At 70.8% G+C, this 19,883-nt stretch carries 18 protein-coding genes; 5 read left to right on the top strand and 13 right to left on the bottom strand.

Annotation, left to right across the window (positions count from 1 at the left end; translation table 11 throughout):
- Positions 1-3: 3 nt before the first annotated feature.
- The 9 genes from aroB to ACIBUY_RS34740 all read right to left on the bottom strand — a co-directional run bounded on the left by aroB (position 4) and on the right by ACIBUY_RS34740 (position 9,499).
- A complete protein-coding gene (aroB, locus tag ACIBUY_RS34780; protein WP_399154775.1) occupies positions 4-1,095 on the bottom strand; it encodes a 3-dehydroquinate synthase in 1,092 nt (363 codons plus the stop codon).
- The gene (locus tag ACIBUY_RS34775) at positions 1,092-1,607 is read right to left on the bottom strand and encodes a shikimate kinase (RefSeq protein WP_365577689.1); all 516 of its coding nucleotides are present in this window, start codon (positions 1,605-1,607) and stop codon (positions 1,092-1,094) included. Before ACIBUY_RS34775 ends, aroB begins: the two co-directional genes overlap by 4 nt.
- Positions 1,604-2,788, bottom strand: a complete 1,185-nt coding sequence (gene aroC / locus ACIBUY_RS34770; RefSeq protein WP_399154774.1) for a chorismate synthase — start codon at positions 2,786-2,788, stop codon at positions 1,604-1,606. The genes ACIBUY_RS34775 and aroC overlap by 4 nt, the downstream gene beginning before the upstream one ends.
- Positions 2,789-2,948: 160 nt before the next feature.
- The gene (locus ACIBUY_RS34765) at positions 2,949-3,773 is read right to left on the bottom strand and encodes a shikimate dehydrogenase (RefSeq protein ID WP_399154773.1); all 825 of its coding nucleotides are present in this window, start codon (positions 3,771-3,773) and stop codon (positions 2,949-2,951) included.
- Complete coding sequence (gene mltG, locus ACIBUY_RS34760; protein ID WP_365580272.1) at positions 3,773-5,422, bottom strand: endolytic transglycosylase MltG; 1,650 nt, start codon at positions 5,420-5,422, stop codon at positions 3,773-3,775. The genes ACIBUY_RS34765 and mltG overlap by 1 nt, the downstream gene beginning before the upstream one ends.
- A gap of 127 nt (positions 5,423-5,549) precedes the next feature.
- Positions 5,550-6,014 carry a Holliday junction resolvase RuvX gene (gene ruvX / locus ACIBUY_RS34755; protein WP_365580274.1) on the bottom strand — a complete coding sequence of 155 codons (465 nt, stop codon included), beginning with the start codon at positions 6,012-6,014 and terminating at the stop codon, positions 5,550-5,552.
- Positions 6,014-8,686 (bottom strand): alanine--tRNA ligase, encoded by a 2,673-nt coding sequence (gene alaS / locus ACIBUY_RS34750; RefSeq protein ID WP_399154772.1) that lies wholly within the window; start codon positions 8,684-8,686, stop codon positions 6,014-6,016. Before alaS ends, ruvX begins: the two co-directional genes overlap by 1 nt.
- The gene (locus ACIBUY_RS34745; protein WP_365580280.1) at positions 8,686-9,045 is read right to left on the bottom strand and encodes a DUF6167 family protein; all 360 of its coding nucleotides are present in this window, start codon (positions 9,043-9,045) and stop codon (positions 8,686-8,688) included. The genes alaS and ACIBUY_RS34745 overlap by 1 nt, the downstream gene beginning before the upstream one ends.
- 7 nt (positions 9,046-9,052) lie before the next feature.
- Positions 9,053-9,499 carry a DUF948 domain-containing protein gene (locus ACIBUY_RS34740; protein ID WP_365580283.1) on the bottom strand — a complete coding sequence of 149 codons (447 nt, stop codon included), beginning with the start codon at positions 9,497-9,499 and terminating at the stop codon, positions 9,053-9,055.
- A gap of 179 nt (positions 9,500-9,678) precedes the next feature.
- On the opposite strand from ACIBUY_RS34740, the gene ACIBUY_RS34735 reads away from it, so the two are divergent.
- Complete coding sequence (locus ACIBUY_RS34735; RefSeq protein ID WP_399154771.1) at positions 9,679-11,895, top strand: ATP-binding protein; 2,217 nt, start codon at positions 9,679-9,681, stop codon at positions 11,893-11,895.
- Positions 11,896-11,949: 54 nt separating this feature from the next.
- Here the strand turns inward: ACIBUY_RS34735 and rpsD are convergent, their stop codons facing one another.
- The 4 genes from rpsD to ACIBUY_RS34715 all read right to left on the bottom strand — a co-directional run bounded on the left by rpsD (position 11,950) and on the right by ACIBUY_RS34715 (position 15,973).
- The gene (gene rpsD, locus ACIBUY_RS34730) at positions 11,950-12,564 is read right to left on the bottom strand and encodes a 30S ribosomal protein S4 (RefSeq protein WP_365580288.1); all 615 of its coding nucleotides are present in this window, start codon (positions 12,562-12,564) and stop codon (positions 11,950-11,952) included.
- 413 nt (positions 12,565-12,977) lie between these two features.
- Positions 12,978-13,736: an HNH endonuclease family protein gene (locus tag ACIBUY_RS34725; RefSeq protein WP_365580290.1), complete on the bottom strand. Its 759-nt coding sequence runs from the start codon at positions 13,734-13,736 to the stop codon at positions 12,978-12,980.
- Positions 13,737-13,909: 173 nt separating this feature from the next.
- The gene (locus tag ACIBUY_RS34720) at positions 13,910-15,274 is read right to left on the bottom strand and encodes a replication-associated recombination protein A (RefSeq protein ID WP_365580293.1); all 1,365 of its coding nucleotides are present in this window, start codon (positions 15,272-15,274) and stop codon (positions 13,910-13,912) included.
- A gap of 57 nt (positions 15,275-15,331) precedes the next feature.
- Entirely contained in the window at positions 15,332-15,973 is a 642-nt protein-coding gene (locus ACIBUY_RS34715) for a vitamin K epoxide reductase family protein (protein ID WP_365580295.1), read from the bottom strand.
- A 140-nt stretch (positions 15,974-16,113) separates the two neighbouring features.
- On the opposite strand from ACIBUY_RS34715, the gene ACIBUY_RS34710 reads away from it, so the two are divergent.
- The 4 genes from ACIBUY_RS34710 to ACIBUY_RS34695 are packed head-to-tail and all read left to right on the top strand — an operon-like array spanning position 16,114 to position 19,698.
- Positions 16,114-16,986 carry an ABC transporter ATP-binding protein gene (locus ACIBUY_RS34710; RefSeq protein WP_365580298.1) on the top strand — a complete coding sequence of 291 codons (873 nt, stop codon included), beginning with the start codon at positions 16,114-16,116 and terminating at the stop codon, positions 16,984-16,986.
- The gene (locus ACIBUY_RS34705) at positions 16,983-17,831 is read left to right on the top strand and encodes an ABC transporter permease (RefSeq protein WP_399154770.1); all 849 of its coding nucleotides are present in this window, start codon (positions 16,983-16,985) and stop codon (positions 17,829-17,831) included. The genes ACIBUY_RS34710 and ACIBUY_RS34705 overlap by 4 nt, the downstream gene beginning before the upstream one ends.
- Positions 17,828-19,078 carry a sensor histidine kinase gene (locus ACIBUY_RS34700; RefSeq protein ID WP_399154769.1) on the top strand — a complete coding sequence of 417 codons (1,251 nt, stop codon included), beginning with the start codon at positions 17,828-17,830 and terminating at the stop codon, positions 19,076-19,078. Before ACIBUY_RS34705 ends, ACIBUY_RS34700 begins: the two co-directional genes overlap by 4 nt.
- Complete coding sequence (locus ACIBUY_RS34695; RefSeq protein ID WP_399154768.1) at positions 19,075-19,698, top strand: response regulator; 624 nt, start codon at positions 19,075-19,077, stop codon at positions 19,696-19,698. The genes ACIBUY_RS34700 and ACIBUY_RS34695 overlap by 4 nt, the downstream gene beginning before the upstream one ends.
- Positions 19,699-19,883: the final 185 nt, after the last annotated feature.

Raw genomic sequence — 19,883 nt, 5'->3', positions numbered from 1 at the left:
GTGCTATTCGGCCACTTCACCGTACGCGGCGAGGAGGACGGCGGGGTCGGGTCCCTCGAGCACGGTGGGCTTGCCCTGGCCGTCCAGGACGATGAAGCGCAGCAGGTCACCGCGGGACTTCTTGTCGACCTTCATCGTCTCGAGGAGCTTGGGCCACTGGTCGTGGCGGTAGGTCAGCGGCAGGCCGACGGACGCCAGGACGGTGCGGTGCCGGTCGGCCGTCGCGTCGTCCAACCGACCGCCCAGGCGCCCGAGTTCGGCGGCGAAGAGCATGCCGACGGAGACGGCTGCGCCGTGGCGCCACTTGTAGCGCTCGTTCTTCTCGATGGCGTGCGCGAGCGTGTGCCCGTAGTTGAGGATCTCGCGCAGCCCCGACTCCTTGAGGTCGCTGGAGACGACCTCGGCCTTGACCTTGATGGCGCGCTCGATCAGCTCGGACGTGTGCGGCCCCTGTGGCGTACGAGCCGCCTCCGGGTCCTCCTCGACGAGCTCGAGGATCCGCTCGTCCGCGATGAACCCGGCCTTGATGATCTCGGCCAGGCCCGACACGTAGTCGTTCACCGGCAGCGAGTCGAGCGCGGCCAGGTCGCACAGCACGCCGACCGGCGGGTGGAACGCACCCACCAGGTTCTTGCCCTCGGCGGTGTTGATGCCGGTCTTGCCGCCGACCGCCGCGTCCACCATGGCGAGGACGGTGGTGGGGATGGCGATCCAGCGCACTCCGCGCAGCCAGGTCGCGGCCACGAACCCGGCGAGGTCCGTCGTCGCGCCGCCGCCCACGCCCACGATGACGTCGGTGCGGGTGAAGTTCGACTGACCGAGCGCCTTCCAGCAGTAGGCGGCGACCTCGGCGGTCTTGGCCTCCTCCGCGTTCGGCACCTGGACCACGATCGCCTCGAAGCCCTGCTCCGCCAGGTCGGCGCGCAGCGCCTCACCGGTCTCGGCCAGCGCCTCCGGGTGCACGACGGCCACCCGCTTCGCCTGCTCCCCGATCAACGAGCTCAGCTCGCCCAGGAGTTGACGGCCCACCAGCACCTCGTACGGCTCGGTACCGGCCGTGCCGCCGACCTGGATACGGGTCACTTCGTCACTCATGCCTGCTTCAACTCCAGTGCGTCGAGGACCGCTTCGGCGACCTCGTCGGGACTACGGCCGTCGGTGGCCACGACCACCCCGGCCACCTCGGTGTACAGATGGCGGCGCGCCTCCATCAACTCCCGCCACTGCTTGCGCGGGTTGACGGCCAGCAGCGGCCGCGCGACGTTCAGACCGGTCCGCCTGACGGCCTCCTCGACGTCCATCGAGAGATAGACGACGCGGTGCCCGGCGAGCAGCGCGCGGGTGTCGGTGTCGAGGATCGCGCCGCCGCCGAGGGAGAGGACCCCGTCGTGCTCGTCCAGCGCCGTCGCGACGGCGGCCTTCTCCAGCGCGCGGAAGTACTCCTCGCCCTCGTCGACGAAGATGTCCGCGATCTCCCGGCCCTGCCCGGCCACGATGTCGGCGTCGGTGTCCCGGTACCCGCAGCCGAGGCGCTGCGCGAGCAGCTCGCCCACGGTCGACTTGCCCACGCCCATGGGACCGACGAGAACGACCTTCGGCCCGCTCACCGGATCTGCAGGTTGTCGAGGTACGAGGTCACGTTGCGCCGCGTCTCGGGCACGCTGTCACCACCGAACTTCTCGGCCACCGCGTCCGCGAGGACCAGCGCCACCATGGCCTCGGCCACGATCCCGGCCGCGGGCACCGCGGACACGTCCGAGCGCTGGTGATGGGCCTGCGCGGCCTCACCCGTGGTCACGTCCACCGTCTGCAGAGCACGCGGCACGGTCGCGATCGGCTTCATCGCCGCCCGCACCCGCAGCAGCTCACCCGTGGACAGACCACCCTCGGTACCACCCGCACGCCCGGAAACCCGGCGAATACCCTCCGGGGTGTTCACGATCTCGTCGTGCGCCTGCGAACCCGGCACCCGGGCCAGCTCGAAACCGTCACCGATCTCGACACCCTTGATCGCCTGAATGCCCATCAACGCACCGGCCAGACGGGCATCCAGCTTGCGGTCCCAGTGCACGTGCGACCCCAGGCCCACCGGCACCCCGTACGCGAGCACCTCGACCACACCACCAAGGGTGTCGCCGTCCTTGTGGGCCTGATCGACCTCGGCGACCATCGCCTTCGACGCGTCCGCGTCCAGACAACGCAGCGGATCTTCATCCAGCCGCGCCACATCGGCCGGCGTCGGCAGCACATCGTGCGGCGCCTTCACCGAGCACAGCTCCACCACGTGCGAGACGATCTCGATCCCGGCCGTCTCCTTCAGGTACGACCGTGCGATCGCACCCAGCGCCACCCGAGCGGCGGTCTCCCGGGCGGAGGCCCGCTCCAGGATCGGCCGCGCCTCGTCGAACCCGTACTTCTGCATCCCCGCCAAGTCCGCGTGACCGGGCCGCGGCCGGGTCAACGGAGCATTGCGGGCGAGGTCCTTGAGGATCTCCGGGTCGACGGGATCGGCCGCCATGACCTGCTCCCACTTCGGCCACTCGGTGTTGCCCACCATGACCGCGATCGGGGAACCCAGGCTGAGCCCGTGCCGGACGCCGCCCAGGAACGTGACCTCGTCCCGCTCGAACTTCATCCGCGCCCCGCGCCCATAGCCGAGGCGCCGCCGAGCCAGGTGATCCGCCACCATCTCCGTGGTGACCGGAACGCCGGCGGGAAGTCCCTCCAGCGTCGCCACAAGTGCGGGTCCGTGCGACTCCCCCGCGGTCAGCCAGCGCAACCTGCTCAACGGTGCTCCTCATGCTCGCGCTCTGCGTTACGGGTCAGCAGGCGGTACCGGGCACGCGGCCGGGCCCTGCCCACCGTCCATCCCCCGATCCTCCCATGTCCCATGGCGCGTCCGTTCCGGTGTCCGCCCTCCGGACGAGCGATGAGACGGGGACCACGCCTCAGGACAGGGCCTTCAGCCCCGCCTCACGCATCACGTCGAGCACCGGCCGGGTGTCGCCGGTGAACTGCTCGAACTGGAAGACCGCCTGGTGCACGAGCAGATCGAGTCCGCTGAGCACCGGCCCGCCGCGCTCCTGCCAGGCCGCGGCGAGCGGCGTCGGCCACGGGTCGTAGACCACGTCGAAGAGCGTGCCCACCTGTCCGGGGACGTCGGACACCAGGTGGTCCGTGCCGCCCTTGGGGGTCGTGGAGATCACCAGCGGAGCGTCGAAGGCACGTACCGCGTCCGCCCAGTCGGCCGTGCGGACGCAAACCCCGAGCCGCTCGCCCCAGCCCCGCATCTCCTCGGCCCGCTGCTCACTTCGTACGTAGGCGACGACCTCACCGGTGCAGATCCGGGCGAGCGCGGCGAGCGCCGAGGAGGCGGTGGCTCCCGCGCCCAGGACGGCCGCGGAGTCGACCCGCTCCACGCCGCGCTCGCGCAGGGCGGCGACGAGCCCGGGAATGTCGGTGTTGTCTCCGACCTTGCGACCGTCCGCCCGGAACACCACCGTGTTGACGGCCTCCACCGACGCCGCCGCGTCGGTGATCTCGTCGAGCAGTGCGATGACGGCCCGCTTGAGCGGCATCGTCAGCGACAGGCCCGCCCACTCCGGCCCGAGGCCGGAGAGGAAGCCCGGCAGGGCCGCCTCGTCGATCTCGAACCGGTCGTACGTCCACTCGTCCAGACCCAGCGCCTCGTACGCCGCGTTGTGCAGCTGCGGGGAGAGGGAGTGGGCGATGGGCGACCCGAGTACGGCCGCCCTGCGCTCTATGGCCACCATCAGTCGTTGTTCCTCGACGCGTTCCACTCGTCGACCAGCTTCTGGTGTTCCGCGTTGGTCTTGGTGAACTTGCTGGTCTTGCCGTCCATGGAGATGAAGTAGTACCAGCCGTCGTGGGTCGGGTTGAGAGCGCCCTTGAGCGCTTCGTCCCCGGGGTTCCCGATCGGGCCGGGCGGCAGGCCACTGTCGTGGTACGTGTTGTACGGGTTGTCGTACTTGCGCAGCTCGGCCAGCGAGAGGTCGATCTTGCTCTGGTTCTTCACGTAGTTGTACGTGGAGTCGAACTCGAGCCTGCCGTAGGTCTGCGGGTTGCCCGGCTTGAGGCGGTTGTAGACGACCTCGGCCATCTTGCGGAAGTCGTCGTGGCTGGTGCCCTCGGCCTGCGCGAGGCTCGCCACGGTGAGCAGCTGCCACGGTCCGTCGAGGCCCAGGCCCTTGGCCTGCTTCTCGAGACCGAGCTCGTCGTACTTGTCGTTGGCCCGGGAGACCATGTCCTTGAGGACGGCCTCGGGCTTCATCCCCTTGGCCGCCGCATAGCTCGACGGATACAGGAAGCCCTCGAGCGGGTCCTTCACGTCGGCGTGGTTCATCGCCCAGTCGGGCAGGCCCAGGCTCTTGTAGTCCTTCTTCGCGACCGCCGCGGTCGTGCCCTTGTCGACCTGGAGCTTGGCGTCGATGAGCTCGTAGACCTTGGCGTTGCGCGTGCCCTCGGGGATGGTGAGGTTGGCGCGGCTCTTCGGGCTGAGCATCAGGTCGACCGCGCTCGCTCCCGACATGTGCTTCTGCAGGAGATACGCGCCGGCCTGGATCGTCCGGCCCTTGGGGTTGGCCGACTGGGCGGCGACGAAGGCGTCCACGCTCTGCACGACACCCGCCGCTTTGAGCTTCTGCCCGATGGCGTACCCGCCGGAGTTCTTGTCGATGACGACGCTGACGGTCTCCCCGTTGCCGTCGCCCTCGTAGTCGGGCGACGAGCCGAAGCGGTCTTGGTAGAACTGGTAGCCGAAGTAGCCGACGCCGCCTACGCCGCCCGCGAAGATCACGGTGAGGACGAGGCAGGCGCAGCCGCTGCGGCGCTTCTTGGGCTTCTTGCCGCCACGGCCGCGACGCCCTGACCGGCTGTCGTCCTCGTAGTCGTCGGCGTCTTCCCCGTCACCGTTGAAGAAGGCGTGCTCGCCCTGGTCGGGGCCCGCGTCCCAGTCGGTGCGCTCCGGCTCGGGCGCGCGACGGCGGCCCGGCGGCTCGGGCGGCGGATAGGCGCCCGGAGTGTTGTAGTAGTCCGGCTGCTCGCCGTTGTACGCCGCTGACTGACCCGTGTTGTAGGGGTCCATGGGGTCGGAGCCGTACGGGACCTGGCCGTGCGAGCCGGTGTTGTCCCAGCCGCCCTGGCCCTGGCCCTGCCCTTGGTTCGGCTGGCCCTGTCCGCCGTACGCCTGCTGACCGTAGCCGGGATCCTGCCCGTAGCCGGGCTGCTGCCCCGTGCCCCAGTCACCGCCGTAGCCCTGCTGCGGCTGCTGAGGGTGGTACTGCCCCTGGCCGCCGTAGGCAGGCTGGCCGTGTCCGGCCTGCTGCCCCCACCCCTGGTCCCCGTACAACGGGTCCTCGGGGTGCCACGGTTCGGAGCCTTGGCCCCGGCCATACTCAGTCATCGATCCCCTACAAGCCGCGAGGCGGGGAGGAGCCCAGTCCGGTCAGGAGGGCAACCGTTCCGCCTCTTGATGCTGTGCGGCGGCTGTTCGAACGCCACCGATCGCGCGGAACGTTACCGTATCGCGATCAGATGACCACTTCGACGCCCTCGCCGGGAGCTTTACCTGACGCCCGTTCGGACTCCAGGGCCTGCTGGAGGATGATGACGGCCGCCGCCTGATCGATGACAGAGCGGCCCTTTTTGGACTTAACGCCGCTGGCGCGCAGCCCTTGACTGGCCGTCACTGTGGTCATCCTCTCGTCCACGAGCCTCACCGGAACGGGTGCGATGCCCTGCGCCAGGACCTGTGCGAAGCCGCGGACCTTGACGGCCGCCGGACCCTCGCCCCCCTTGAGGGAGCGAGGGAGTCCGACGACGACCTCGATCGGCTCGTACTCCTCGACGATCTGCTTCAACCGCCGGTGGGCGGCCGGGACGTCACGTCCCGGGACCGTCTCCACCGGAGTCGCGAGGATCCCGTCGGGGTCGCAGGACGCGACCCCGATCCGGGCGTCGCCGACGTCGATCGCCAACCGGCGGCCTCTGCGCATCAGTTGGCCGTCTCCCCGACCAGGCGCTCGACGGCGTCGATGGCGTCGCCGATGGCGGCCGGGTTCTGGCCGCCGCCCTGGGCGACGTCCGGCTTGCCGCCGCCACCGCCGCCGAGCGTCTTGGCCGCGGTGCGGACCAGGTCGCCGGCCTTGAGGCCGCGGTCGCGGGCCGCGTCGTTCGTGGCGATGACCGTGAGCGGCTTGCCGTTGACCGTCGTGAAGAGGGCGACGACCGCGGCGCGACCGCCCTGGATGCGGCCGCGTACGTCGAGGACCAGCTTGCGCAGGTCGTCGGCCGTGGTGCCGTCCGGCACCTGGCCGGTGACGAGGGCGACGCCGCGGACGTCCTTGGCGGAGTCGGCGAGACCGCCGGCGGCCTGCAGGACCTTCTCCGCGCGGAACTTCTCGATCTCCTTCTCGGCGTCCTTGAGCTTGCCGAGCATGGCCGAGATCTTCTCGGGGAGCTCCTCGGGACGGCCCTTGACCAGTTCCTGGAGCTGGGCGACGACCGTGTGCTCCTTGGCGAGGAAGTTGTACGCGTCGACGCCGACCAGGGCCTCGATGCGGCGCACGCCGGAGCCGATGGACGACTCGCCGAGCAGCTTCACCAGGCCGAGCTGGGCGGTGTTGTGCACGTGCGTGCCGCCGCACAGCTCCTTGGAGAAGTCGCCGATGGTGACGACGCGGACGCGCTCGCCGTACTTCTCGCCGAACTCGGCGATGGCGCCCTGCTTCTTGGCCTCGTCGATCGACATGACCTCGGCCTGCACGTCGAGTTCGCGCGACAGGACCTCGTTGATCTTCTGCTCGACGTCCGTCATCACGGCCGTGGGCACGGCGGACGGCGAACCGAAGTCGAAGCGGAAGCGGCCCGGCTGGTTCTCCGAACCGGCCTGCGCGGCCGTCGGGCCGAGCGCGTCGCGCAGCGCCTGGTGCGTGAGGTGCGTGGCGGAGTGGGCGCGGGCGATCGCGCGGCGGCGGGTGACGTCGATGATCGCCTGCGCCGGAGCGCCCACCGTCACCTCGCCGACCTGGACGACGCCCTTGTGGACGTAGACGCCGGGCACCGGCTTCTGGCAGTCGCGGATCTCGACGACCGCGCCGTTGTCCAGCTTGATGCGGCCGGTGTCGCCGATCTGGCCACCGCCCTCGGCGTAGAAGGGGGTGCGGTCGAGGACGACCTCGACCTCGTCGCCCTCGGTGGCGGCCGGCGACGACGCGCCGTTCACCAGCAGGCCGACGATCGTCGACTCGCCCGTGGTCGAGGAGTAGCCGATGAAGTCCGTGGCGCCGGCGGCGTCCGCGATCTCGCGGTACGCGCCCATGTCGGCGTGGCCGGTCTTCTTGGCCTGGGCATCCGCCTTGGCGCGCTCCCGCTGCTCCTTCATCAGGCGCCGGAAGCCGTCCTCGTCCACGGTCAGGCCCTGCTCGGCGGCCATCTCGAGGGTGAGGTCGATCGGGAAGCCCCAGGTGTCGTGGAGCAGGAACGCCTTGTCGCCCGCCAGGACCGTCTTGCCCTCGGCCTTGGTCTCGGTGACGGCCGTGTCGAGGATGTTCGTGCCGCCCTTGAGGGCCTTGAGGAACGCGGCCTCCTCGGCGAGGGCGACCGTCTCGATGCGCTTGCGGTCGGTGATGAGCTCCGGGTACTGCAGGCCCATCGTGTCGATGACGACGCCGATCAGGTCGTGCACGACCGGGCCCGTGGCGCCGAGGATGCGCATGTTGCGGATGGCGCGGCGCATGATGCGGCGCAGCACGTAGCCACGGCCCTCGTTGCCGGGGGTGACGCCGTCGCCGATGAGCATCGCGGACGTACGGATGTGGTCGGCGACCACGCGCAGCGAGACGTCCGACTCGTGCTTGGCGCCGTAGGCCACGCCGGTCAGCTCGGTGGCCTTGTCCATGACGACGCGCAGGGTGTCCGTCTCGTACATGTTCTGCACGCCCTGCAGGATCATGGCGAGACGCTCGAGGCCGAGACCCGTGTCGATGTTCTTCGACGGCAGGTCGCCGAGGATCTCGAAGTCCTCCTTGCCGATGCCCTGGCCGCGCTCGTACTGCATGAAGACCAGGTTCCAGATCTCCACGTAGCGCTCGTCGTTGACGGCCGGGCCGCCCTCGACGCCGAACTCGGGGCCGCGGTCGTAGTTGATCTCGGAGCACGGACCGCAGGGGCCCGGGACGCCCATGGACCAGAAGTTGTCCTTCTTTCCGAGGCGCTGGATGCGCTCCTTCGGTACGCCGACGACCTCGTGCCAGATGCGCTCGGCCTCGTCGTCGTCCAGGTAGACCGTGATCCAGAGCTTCTCCGGCTCCAGGCCGTAGCCGCCGTCCGCCACGGAGCTGGTGAGCAGCTCCCAGGCGTACTTGATGGCGCCTTCCTTGAAGTAGTCGCCGAAGGAGAAGTTGCCGCACATCTGGAAGAACGTGCCGTGGCGGGTGGTCTTGCCGACCTCTTCGATGTCCGGCGTACGCACGCACTTCTGCACCGAAGTGGCGCGCGGCGCGGGCGGCTTGACCTCACCCAGGAAGTAGGGCTTGAACGGGACCATGCCGGCAGGGACGAGCAGCAGAGTCGGGTCGTCCGCGATGAGCGACGCCGAGGGCACGACCTTGTGGCCACGCTCCTCGAAGAAGCTCAGCCAGCGGCGGCGGATTTCAGCCGACTCCATCAGTGGTCCTCATTCCGGTTGTTGATCGAGTACCTGGTGTTCTCGAGGTACTTGGGTTGCTTGGTCTGCTTCGGGGCGGACGCGTTCTCGATGACCGTGAAGCGGCGCTGCGCGGGCAGTTCGCGGTCGACCGGCTCGTTCAGGCCGAGCGCGTCCCCGAGTTCGGCCTCGCGCTCGGCCATGTTGTCGCGGACGTCGAGGGCGAAGTCCTTGAGCTTGTGGCCCGCTTCGACCGCCTTGTTGGCGGCCTGCACGGCGAGGTGCTCAGGAGTCAGCTGCTTGATCTTGCGGTTGACCTTGGCGGTGGCCCACACGCCGGCGGCGGCGCCCGCGGTGAACCAGAACGTACGGCGGAACATCGCTGGGTCAGTCCCTCTTATTCCGGTTGGCCCGCTTGGCTCGGCGCGCTTCGGGGACCGCACGCCCCACGATCACCGTACGACGGGTCTGCTTCGCGGGCACGTCCTTGGTGCGGCCGCCGATGGCCCGGCGCACCCCGTAGCCGAACGCGGCCACCTTGACCAGCGGGCCGCCGAAGGTGGAGGCCACGGTGGAGGAGAGCGCCGACGCGTTCGACGTGACTTCCTGGACGTCCGAGGCGATGGCGTCGACCCGGTCGATCTGGGTCTGTGCGGAGCGCACCGCGGCGGAGGCGTCGGCGAGCAGCGGAACGGCCTGCTCGGTCACGTCCGCGACCAGCTTGGTGGTCGCCCTGAGCGTCTGGGCCAGCCTCGCGAGCGCCACCGCGAGGAAGGAGACCAGGATCGCCCAGAAGACAGCCACCAGGATCCCGGCCACCTCTCCACCGGACACTTGGCACCGCTCCCTTGTCGCCGATTGTTGCCGATTCACCGCTGCTGAACATCGAAAAGTCGTCCCCCGAGCCTATCGCGCCCGGCCCCGCGCTTCTTACCGCATTCCGCGCTCACGCGGGGGCACTTCGGCCGGAGCGATTGTACGGACTGCGTACGGATGAGTACGCTCCGTACCTCATGCGACGCTCTCCGCGCCCCGACGCCGTACCGGCCGGTCCCCCACGACCTGGCAACCTCCCCTACGAACTGAACCGTTTCGTCGGCCGAGCGGTCGAACTCACCGACCTGCAAAGGACCCTGGAGTCCGGGCGCCTGGTCACGGTCACCGGGGTCGGCGGGGTCGGCAAGTCCCGGTTCGCCGCCCATGCCGCGGGCCGCACCCCGGCGCGGCTGCGCCGGGACGGGGTGTGGCGGGTCGAGCTGGCCGCGGTGCGCCGGCCCGAGCTCGTCGAGTACACGGTCGTCGAGGCCCTCGGGCTCACCGACCACACGACCCGCCCGCCGCGCCAGGTGCTCGTCGACCATCTCGCCGACCGCCAACTGGTGCTCGTCGTCGACGGGTTCGAGCATCTCGTGGACGTCTGCGCCTCTCTCGTACGGGACTTGCTGCGGGCCGCTCCCGGGCTGCGGGTGATCGCGGTGGGCCGCAGGCCGCTGGCGCTGGAGGGCGAGCGCCTCTTCCCGCTGGCGCCGCTGACGGTGCAGGACGCGGCGGAGCTGTTCGCGGACCGGGCGACGGCGCTGCTGCCCGGTTTCCGCCTGGACGACGGGCACCTGTCGGACGTCACGGAGGTGTGCCGGCGCCTGGACTGTCTGCCGCTCGCGGTGGAGCTGGCGGCCGGGCGGCTGCCGGCGCTGTCGCCGACGCAGCTCCTGGAGCGGCTGGACGACCGCTTCCGGCTGCTGACCGGCGGCGGCCGGGACTCGCTGCCGCGCCACCAGACGCTGCGTACGGCGATCGGCTGGAGCCACGAGCTGTGCACGGCGCAGGAGCGGCTGCTTTGGTCGCGCCTGTCCGTCTTCTCCGGACAGTTCGACCTGGAGGCCGCGGAGTACATCTGCGGCGGCGAGGGCCTGCACGCGGAGCTGGTCCTGGACGTGCTGCACGAGCTGCTCGCGCAGTCCGTCGTGATCCGGGAGGAGTCACGGACCGGGGTGCGCTACCGGATGCTGGACACGGTGCGGGCGTACGGCGCCGAGTGGCTGGAGCACACCGGTGACGGCGGCCGGATGCGGCGGCGGCACCGCGACTGGTACATGGGCCTTGCGACCTGGTGCGAGCTGGACTGGTTCTCGCCGCGGCAGGGCGAGGTGGCTGCCCGGATCGACGCGGAGCTGCCGAATCTGCGGACGGCCCTGGAGTTCTGCCTGACCGAGCCGGGCGAGACGCATCTGGGCCAGTACCTGGCGGGCACGCTCTGGTTCTACTGGGCGGGCTGCGGGCGGCTCGCCGAGGGCCGGCACTGGCTGGACCGCAGCATCGCCCTGGACGGCGAGGCGGTCGACGAGGGCGAGCCGCTGGAGTACGGGATCTCGCGCCTCAAGGCCCTGTGGGTGCTCGGCTACGTGGCGATCCTGCAGGGCGACACCGTGCCCGCCCTGGCGGCGCTGCAGGAGTGCCAGGACGAGGCGAGGCGCGGCGACGACGCCACGGCCCTCGCGTACGCCGTGCACCGCACCGGCTGTCTGGCCCTGGTCACGGACGACATGCCGCGGGCCGAGCAGCTGCTGCGGGCGGCGCTCGCCAGCTACCGCGAGATCGGCGAGCTCAACAGCAATGTGCTGATGGGCCAGGTCGAGCTGGCGATGGCGGTGGCGTTCCAGGGGGATCTGGCGCAGGCCGTGGCGCTGTGCGAGGACGTACGGCAGGTGTGCGAGGACCACGGGGAGCGCTGGACCATGGCGTACGCCCTGTACGTCCTGGCGTACGCGGCCTGGCACGACGGGGATCCGGCGAAGGCCCGGACGCTGCTGCACGAGTGCCTGGCCATCGACCACGAGTTCCACGATCTGCTCGGCACCGTGCTCGCCGTCGAGCTGCTCGCGCTGGTCACGCTGGTGGAGGGGGACGCGGCCGAGGCCGCGGTGCTGCAGGGCGCGGCGGCCGGCATCTGGCCGTCGGTGGGGCTGCCGCTGTTCGGCTCGGCGTACTACAACGTGCCGCACGAGCTGTGCGAGACGCGGGCCCGCGAGGCGCTCGGCGACGCCCGGTTCGACGAACTGGCGCGCGCGGGCGAGCGGTTGGGGCACGACGAGGCGGTGGCCCGGGCGCTCGGCGAGCGCGAGCGGCGGATCGCGGTGGCGACCGTGCCGCGACCGGTGCGGTCGACCGCACCGGAAATGCGCGAACCCGCCGCCTCCCCCACCGCGAACGGCGGGGAGACGACGGGCTGAAACGCAGGTGGGACTACGTCCGCTCTCCGTTGCCGGAGACTCCGGTGAGGGAGATCAGCGGGCGTAGTACTCGACGACGAGCTGCTCGTCGCAGATCACGGGGATCTCCTTGCGGTTCGGGTCACGGTCCAGGCGGAAGGCCAGGGCCTTCAGGTTGACCTGGAGGTAACGCGGGGTCTCGCCCTCGGGGGCGAAGCCACCCTCACGCGCGACCTGGAACAGCGGCTTCTCGCGGCTGCGCTCGCGGACCATCACGACGTCGTCGGGACGGACACGGAACGAGGGCTTGTCGACCTTCGTGCCGTTGACCTCGATGTGGCCGTGGACGACCATCTGGCGCGACTGGTAGATCGTGCGGGCGATGCCCGAACGCAGCAGCAGCGCGTCGAGGCGACGCTCCAGCTCGATGACCAGGGCCTCGCCGGTCTTGCCTTCGGCCTTCTTGGCGCGGTCGTAGGCGCGGGCCATCTGCTTCTCGCTGATGTCGTACTGCGCGCGCAGACGCTGCTTCTCGAGCAGACGGACCTTGTAGTCCGAGTTCTGCTTGCGGCCGCGGCCGTGCTCGCCCGGCGGGTAGGGGCGGGCCTCGAAGTACTTGACGGCCTTCGGGGTCAGCGCGATGCCGAGGGCACGCGACTTCTTGACCTTGGGACGGGACTGGTTCGCCATGAACCAAACACCTCATGTTTCTGATGCGAATACGGCTTCACCAGGGTTTGGGGAGGTCGCATCCGCAGCCCGGGAAACCCGCGCCTCGCTTCGTGAGCAAGGGTGGGCAGCCGCTCCCGGATCTGGGCACATACGTGCAGCACGCGAGTGGCCCACCGACCTGTACCCGGGAACCGGGAGGGTGGTGGGCTGCCCGCGACACCTTCGAAGGTGCGCGACGCTCCTGGATCCCCTTGCCTTGCGGTGTGGGGGGTCCGGCTGGATGTCCCGCTCTGGTGATGCCCCGCTTCCCTTTCGGGAGGCCGGGCGCAGGACGCAGCACTTCGCAGAAGTCTACCGGATCGTTGCGGACCGGATTCACCGGGCTGGATTCACCGGACCGGTCTCACCGGACCGGTCTCACCGGACCGGTCTCACTTCGGGCAGGTGGCCAGCAGATCCTGCAGGGCCAGCTTCTCCGGGGCGGTGACCGTGAGCTTGTACTTGTGCTTGATCCCGGTCCAGCGGCGGCCGTACTCGCACCAGTAGGCCTGGTTCGGCGGCTTCCACTTGTCGGGGGTCTGGCTGCTCTTCTCGTAGTTCGTCGTCTTGTCCGTGGCGAGCAGCACGTCGAGGTCGTTGGCGTACGTGAGCCGCTGCTGCGGGGTCCACGCCCAGGCCCCGGCCCGCCAGGCGGCGCCGAGCGCGACGACGTGGTCGGACTGGATCTGGGAGGCGCGGCGGTAGTAGTACGGCAGTTCCTTGCCGGTGTACGGGTCGTGCAGCACCCCGGAGAGAACGACGCAGGGGTTGCGGTCGCCCTCGCGCAGGTCGCTCAGGTCGCGGCGCAGGACGTCGTCGCGGGTGTCGCACCCGTTGCGCCCGCCCGGGGCGTCGACGGCGTCGCTCCAGCCTTCGCCGAACTCGCTCCGTTTGTACGTCTCCCAGTTCTTGCCCCAGGCGACGGTCAGACCGGCCAGCTGGGAGCGGGCCTCGGCCGGGGTCGGCGGGAAGCCCTTGCTGGCCAGTGTCTGCGGGGTGGCCGTGACCGTGGGGCTCGGCTTGGGCTCGGCGGTGGCCGTCGGGCTGCGCCGGTGCTCGGCCCGGTCGAGCTGGGGCGGAGTACATGCGGCTCCGCCGAGCAGCAGGAAGAGGAGTGACCCCGCGATGGCTCTTCGCCGTGGCCTGCGCATGGGCCGAGCCTAGGTCGGGCGGGGTCGGGCTGCCCGTCGGGCGCGTCTGCCGGGTTCCGCCTTGGTCGCGGGCTGACGGCCGGTGGGGGCTGGTCGCGCCCCGCGGCGGAGCCGCTGATGACGCAGCCCCCACCGGCCCGCACCCGGCAACGCAACAGGAACCCCGCAGACGCTCACCCGTCCCCGCCCCCACCCCCGCGGAGCCGCTCCCGCACCCGCTCGACCACATCCGCGTACCGCGCCTCCGCCCCGTACCGCGTGGGCTCGTAGTACCGCCGGCCGGCAATGGCGTCCGGCGCGTACTGCTGCGCCGCGATGCCCCCGGGCACGTCGTGCGGATACACGTACCCCTGCGCGTGGCCGAGCTTGGCGGCGCCCTTGTAGTGCCCGTCGCGCAGGTGCGGTGGCACCGGTCCCGCCAGGCCGCCCCGCACGTCCGCCATGGCGGCGCCGATCGCCGTCGTCGCCGCGTTCGACTTCGGGGCCAGGGCGAGGGCGATCGTGGCGTGGCTCAGGGTGAGGGCCGCCTCGGGGAAACCGATCATGGCGACGGCCTGGGCGGCGGCGACCGCGGTGGGCAGGGCCGTCGGGTCGGCGAGGCCGATGTCCTCGCTGGCGGAGATCATGAGGCGGCGGGCGATGAAGCGCGGGTCCTCACCGGCCTCGATCATGCGGGCCAGATAGTGCAGCGCCGCGTCGACGTCCGAGCCGCGGATCGACTTGATCAGGGCGCTGGCCACGTCGTAGTGCTGGTCGCCGTCACGGTCGTACTTCACCGCCGCCTTGTTGACCGTCTCCTCGACGCTTTCGAGGGTGATGGTCTCCTCGCTCTTGGCGAGGGCGGCACCGGCCGCGGCCTCCAGGGCGGTGAGCGCGCGCCGGGCGTCTCCCCCGGCGACCCGCAGCAGGTGTTCCTCGGCATCCTCGTCGAGCGTCACCGCACCGCCGAGGCCCCGCTCCTCGGTCAGCGCCCGGGCCAGCAGACCCCGCAGGTCGTCGTCCGTGAGCGGTTCGAGAGTGAGCAGGAGGGAGCGGGACAGGAGCGGGGAGATCACCGAGAAGTACGGGTTCTCCGTGGTCGCCGCGATCAGCGTCACCCAGCGGTTCTCCACGGCGGGCAGCAGCGAGTCCTGCTGGGCCTTGCTGAAGCGGTGGATCTCGTCGAGGAAGAGGACGGTCTCCTTGCCGTGGCCGCCCATCGCGCGGCGGGCGCCCTCGATGACGGCCCGGACTTCCTTGACGCCCGCGGTGATCGCGGAGAGCTCCACGAACCGCTTGTTCGTGGCCTTCGAGACGACGTAGGCGAGGGTCGTCTTGCCGATGCCGGGCGGGCCCCACAGGATCACCGACGAGGCGCCCGCAGGACCGCCGCCGCCCTCGCCGACCAGGCGGCGCAGCGGCGAGCCCTGCTTCAAGAGGTGCTGCTGGCCGACGACTTCGTCGAGGGTGCGCGGGCGCATCCGGACGGCCAGGGGACTCGCGGACGGGTCCTTCTCCTGGCGTTCCTCGGCTGCGGCGGTGAAGAGGTCGGGTTCCACGTCCAAAACCCTAAGTCACGGCACTGACAACCCCGCGGGCGCCGGTCGGGACGGGGGTCAGGCCCAGAGCTTGTCGCCCCAGCGCGTGAAGATCAGGACGGCGATGATGCCGATGTGCACGACGGGCAGCGCCCAGGTGAAGTCCGTGAAGAACGACTTGAGCCAGCTGGGCGCCGGCAGGAAGTCGTTGCGGACGTTCGACGAGGTGACGTACCAGAACATGATGATCGTGGCGACCCACGCCAGCGAGCACCACAGGCACAGGGCGCCGATCCGGTACAGGGACTCGAACTGCAGCCAGCTCACGAAGCCCACGCCGAACAGGCAGCCCGCGTTGAACGTCAGCCAGTACCAGCGCGGGAACGTCGCCCGGGCCAGCAGCGTCATGCCGACGCAGATCACGATGCCGTAGGCGACGAGGCCCAGCATGGGGTTCGGGAAGCCGAAGACCGACGCCTGGTCGCTCTTCATGATGCTGCCGCAGGAGATGACCGGGTTGATCGAGCAGCCCGGTGTGAAGCCCGGGTCCTCGAGGAGCTTGAACTTGTCGAGCGTGATGACCCACGCGGCGAGCAGGCCGGCCGCACCGGTGATGATCAGAAGCAGCCCGAGGGCGCGGCTGCCGCCCACGGTGCGGGGAGCGCTCCGGACAGCGGAGTCGTGGGAGACGCTGTCGCTTGCTGTCGTCGTCTTGCTCATCACGCCGATCCGTAAGTGAGAGGTGGGGCCTGCGGGCAGGGCCATTGTGCCGTACGGGCCCGGGTGTCCACCGTTCGATGGACATAAGCATGTACGCCCGTAGGTCCCGGAACGTTCGGTTCGGCGGGAGCCTGCTTCGTATGACGACACAGACAGCCGGGTCCGGACTCGCGGTGGACGTACGGGGACTGCGCAAGCGGTACGGCGACGTGACCGCCGTCGACGGAATCGATCTGACGATCCGCACCGGAGAGGTCTTCGGGCTCCTCGGCCCGAACGGGGCGGGCAAGTCCACGACCGTGGAGATCCTGCAGGGCAACCGGAGCCGCGACGAGGGCACCGTGTCCGTGCTCGGCGCCGATCCGGCGGGGGCGGGGCGCGGCTGGCGCTCGCGGGTGGGGATCGTCTGGCAGGACGAGTCGGCGCCCGCGGAACTGACGGTGCGCGAGACCGTACGGCACTTCGCCCGCTACTACCCGAGGCCGCGCGACCCCGAGCGGGTCATCGACCTGGTGGGCCTCGGGAAGAAGGCGAACGCGCGGATCAAGAGCCTGTCGGGCGGGCAGCGGCGCCGCCTCGACGTGGCGCTCGGCGTGATCGGCGATCCGGAGCTGCTGCTCCTGGACGAGCCCACGACCGGTTTCGACCCGGCCGCGCGGCGCCAGTTCTGGGACCTGATCCGGATGCTCGCCGACGAGGGCACGACGATCCTGCTGACCACGCACTACCTGGAGGAGGCCGAGGCCCTTGCACAGCGCCTCGCGATCGTCTCCGCGGGCCGGGTCGTCGCCGAGGGCGCACCGTCCGAGCTGCGCCACCGCCACGGCACCGAGGCCACCGTCGAGTGGACCGAGCCCGACGGCGTCCGGCGCAGTGAACGCACGGCCACGCCCACCAGGACCGTCGCGGAGCTGATGCACCGCTTCGACGGCGAGATCCCCGGCCTGAAGGTCGGCCGCCCCACGCTCGAGGACGTGTACCTCCGGCTCACCGGACAGGAGACCCAGGCATGACGACGACCACGACAGCCACCCGCCCCCGGGACCGCGCCGCCGAACGTCTGCCCGGCGCCTGGCAGTTGGGGCTGCAGCGGGGTGCCCTGGAGATCAAGCAGTTCTTCCGGATGCGCGAGCAGGTGGTCTTCACGTTCGCGTTCCCCGTCGTCTTCCTCTTCCTGTTCGCGTCGATCTTCAGCGACGACGTGCAGGGCGCGGGCATCACCGCGTCGCAGCTGTACGTCCCGGCGATGATGGCGGCGGGCATCATGTCGACGAGTTTCCAGTCCCTGGGCACCTCGATCGCGATCGAGCGCGACGAGAAAGTGCTGCGCCGACTGCGCGGTACGCCGATGCCCCCGGCCTCGTACTTCCTCGGGAAGGTCTGGCTCGTGCTGGTCACGGGTCTGCTGGAGACGGCGGTCCTGCTCGTCGCCGGGGCAGCGTTCTACGACGTGGACCTGCCGTCGAGCGCCAGCAAGTGGCTCACGTTCGCCTGGCTGTTCCTGCTGGGCATCACGGCGTGCGCGCTGCTCGGCATCGCGATCAGCTCCGTGCCGAAGTCCGGCAAGAGCGCGACGTCCGTCGTCGTCCTGCCGTTCCTGGTGCTGCAGTTCATCTCCGGTGTCTACATATCGATCGACACGATCCCGGACTGGATGCTGAACATCGGGGCGCTCTTCCCGCTGAAGTGGCTGTGCCAGGGGCTGCGCGGGGTGTTCCTGCCGGACTCGGCGCACGTACTGGAACAGGCGGGCGGCTGGGAGCTCGGCAGGACGGCTCTGGTGCTCGGGGCCTGGTGCGTCGGAGGATTGGTGCTGTGCCTGCTGACTTTCCGGTGGAAGAACCGGCGCGACGGGTGAACGAACAGACCGGACCGCGCGGAGTGCACGTCTGGGACCGGACCTTCCGGCTCTGGGACGTGTACTTCGCGACGGTGTGGGCGGCCACGGTGGTCTTCGTGCTCGGCACGGCGGAGCCCGGGTGGCCGGTCCGCGTGGCGGCCGGCAGTCTGCTCGTGCTGCTCGTTCCCTGGTACGTGGCTCGTGGGCGGCCCGTACTCATGACGGAGGGGACGGCCGAGCGGCGCGCGATGACGTACATCGCGGGCGCCGTGCTGCTGTACCTGCCGCCGGGTGTGCTGGTCGGCGAGACCCGGCTGATGGCCTTCGCGCTCGTCCCGCAGTGCTTCATGACGCTGCGCTACCGCCGGGCGATGGCCGCGGTCACCGTCGTCAACATCGCGCCGGTGGTGGGCTGGGCACTGCTGTGGGACATCAGCGCCCAGGACGTCTTCTTCAACTCGGTGTTCGCCGTGGTGACCCTCGCCTTCTCGGCGGCGTTCGGCAACTGGACGATCCGGATCATGGACCAGAGTCAGGAACGAGCCGATCTCATCGCCGAGTTGGACGCGAGCCGCGAGGAGGTCGCCCGACTGTCCGCCGACCGCGGCGCGCTCGCCGAGCGCGAGCGGATGTCCCGCGAGATCCACGACACGCTCGCCCAGGGTTTCACCAGCGTGCTGATGCTCGTCCAGGCCGTGGACGCCGAGCTGGAGCACGATGTGCCGCAGGCCCGCCGTCACTTGGGCCTGATGGCGGACACCGCGCGGCAGAATCTGGCGGAGGCCCGGGCTCTCGTCGCGGGCGGCGCCCCGGCCGATCTGGACGGCGCCTCGCTGTCCGACGCGCTGCACCGCCTGGCCTCGCGGCACGGCGCGGAGGTCGAAGTGACGGGCACGGCACGGCCGTTGCCGCCGGGCCTCGAGGTCGTGGCGCTGCGCGGCTGCCAGGAGGCCCTGGCGAACGTACGCAAGCACGCCGGGCCCGACGCCACGGCACGGGTCGAACTCGCTTACTCCGTGGGGGCGTTGACCGTGGCGGTGCGGGACTCGGGGCCCGGTTTCGACCCCGAGGCGCCGACGGACCGGTTCGGCCTGCGGGGGCTGCGGACGCGGGCCGCGGAGGTCGGCGGCACGGCAACCGTCGACAGCGCACCCGGCGCGGGCACCACGGTCACGGTCCACCTCCCCGCACCCGAAGCACCCGCAATTCCCGTAGCCCCCGTAGTCCCCAAAGGCCCCGTAGTTCCCGAAAGGACCCGTTCGTGATCCGCATCCTGCTCGCCGACGACCACCCCGTCGTACGGGAGGGCCTGCGGGCCATGCTCGACGCCGAGCCGGACCTGGAGGTCGTCGCGGAGGCCTCGGACGGACCGCAGGCGGAGGCCCTCGCCGCTCGACTCGCCCCGGACATCGTCCTGATGGACCTGCGGATGCCGGGCGGCGACGGCGTGAACGCGATCGTCCGCATGGCGGCGGCGGGCCTGCCGTGCCGGATGGTCGTCCTGACGACGTACGAGACGGACCGGGACATCCTGCGGGCCGTGGAGGCGGGGGCCGCCGGGTATCTGCTCAAGGACATGGCGCGGGCCGAACTGGCCGGCGCGGTGCGGGCCGCCGCCCGGGGCGAGACGGTCCTGGCCCCGTCCGTCGCCGCTCGCCTCGTCGACCAGCTGCGGACGAATCCGGAGCGGCCACGGCTCTCGGAGCGGGAGACCGCGGTGCTGCGGCTGGTCTCCGACGGCTGTACGAACGCGGAGATCGGGCGGCGTCTCCATGTCGCCGAGTCGACGGTGAAGACCCATCTGCTGCGGGCGTTCGGGAAGTTGGGGGTCGATGACCGGACGGCGGCCGTGACCAGCGCGATGCGGTTCGGGCTGCTCGATTGAGAAAGCGGGGTGGGGGGGGGGGGGGGGGGGCCCCCCCCCCGCCCCCCCCCCCCCCCCCCCGGCCCCGCGCCCCCCCCGCCCCCCCCCCCCCCCCCCCCCCCCCCCCCCCCCCCCCCCCGGGCCCCCCCCCCCCCCCCCCACCACGCCCCCCAGGCACCACCCCCGGTGAAAGATTGAAATACCCA

It is taken from the genome of Streptomyces sp. NPDC050085 (assembly GCF_044460595.1).
Taxonomy (GTDB): Bacteria; Actinomycetota; Actinomycetes; order Streptomycetales; family Streptomycetaceae; genus Streptomyces.
The sequence above is the reverse complement of the archived record's forward strand: the minus strand, read 5'-3'. Positions and strand labels throughout refer to the sequence as shown.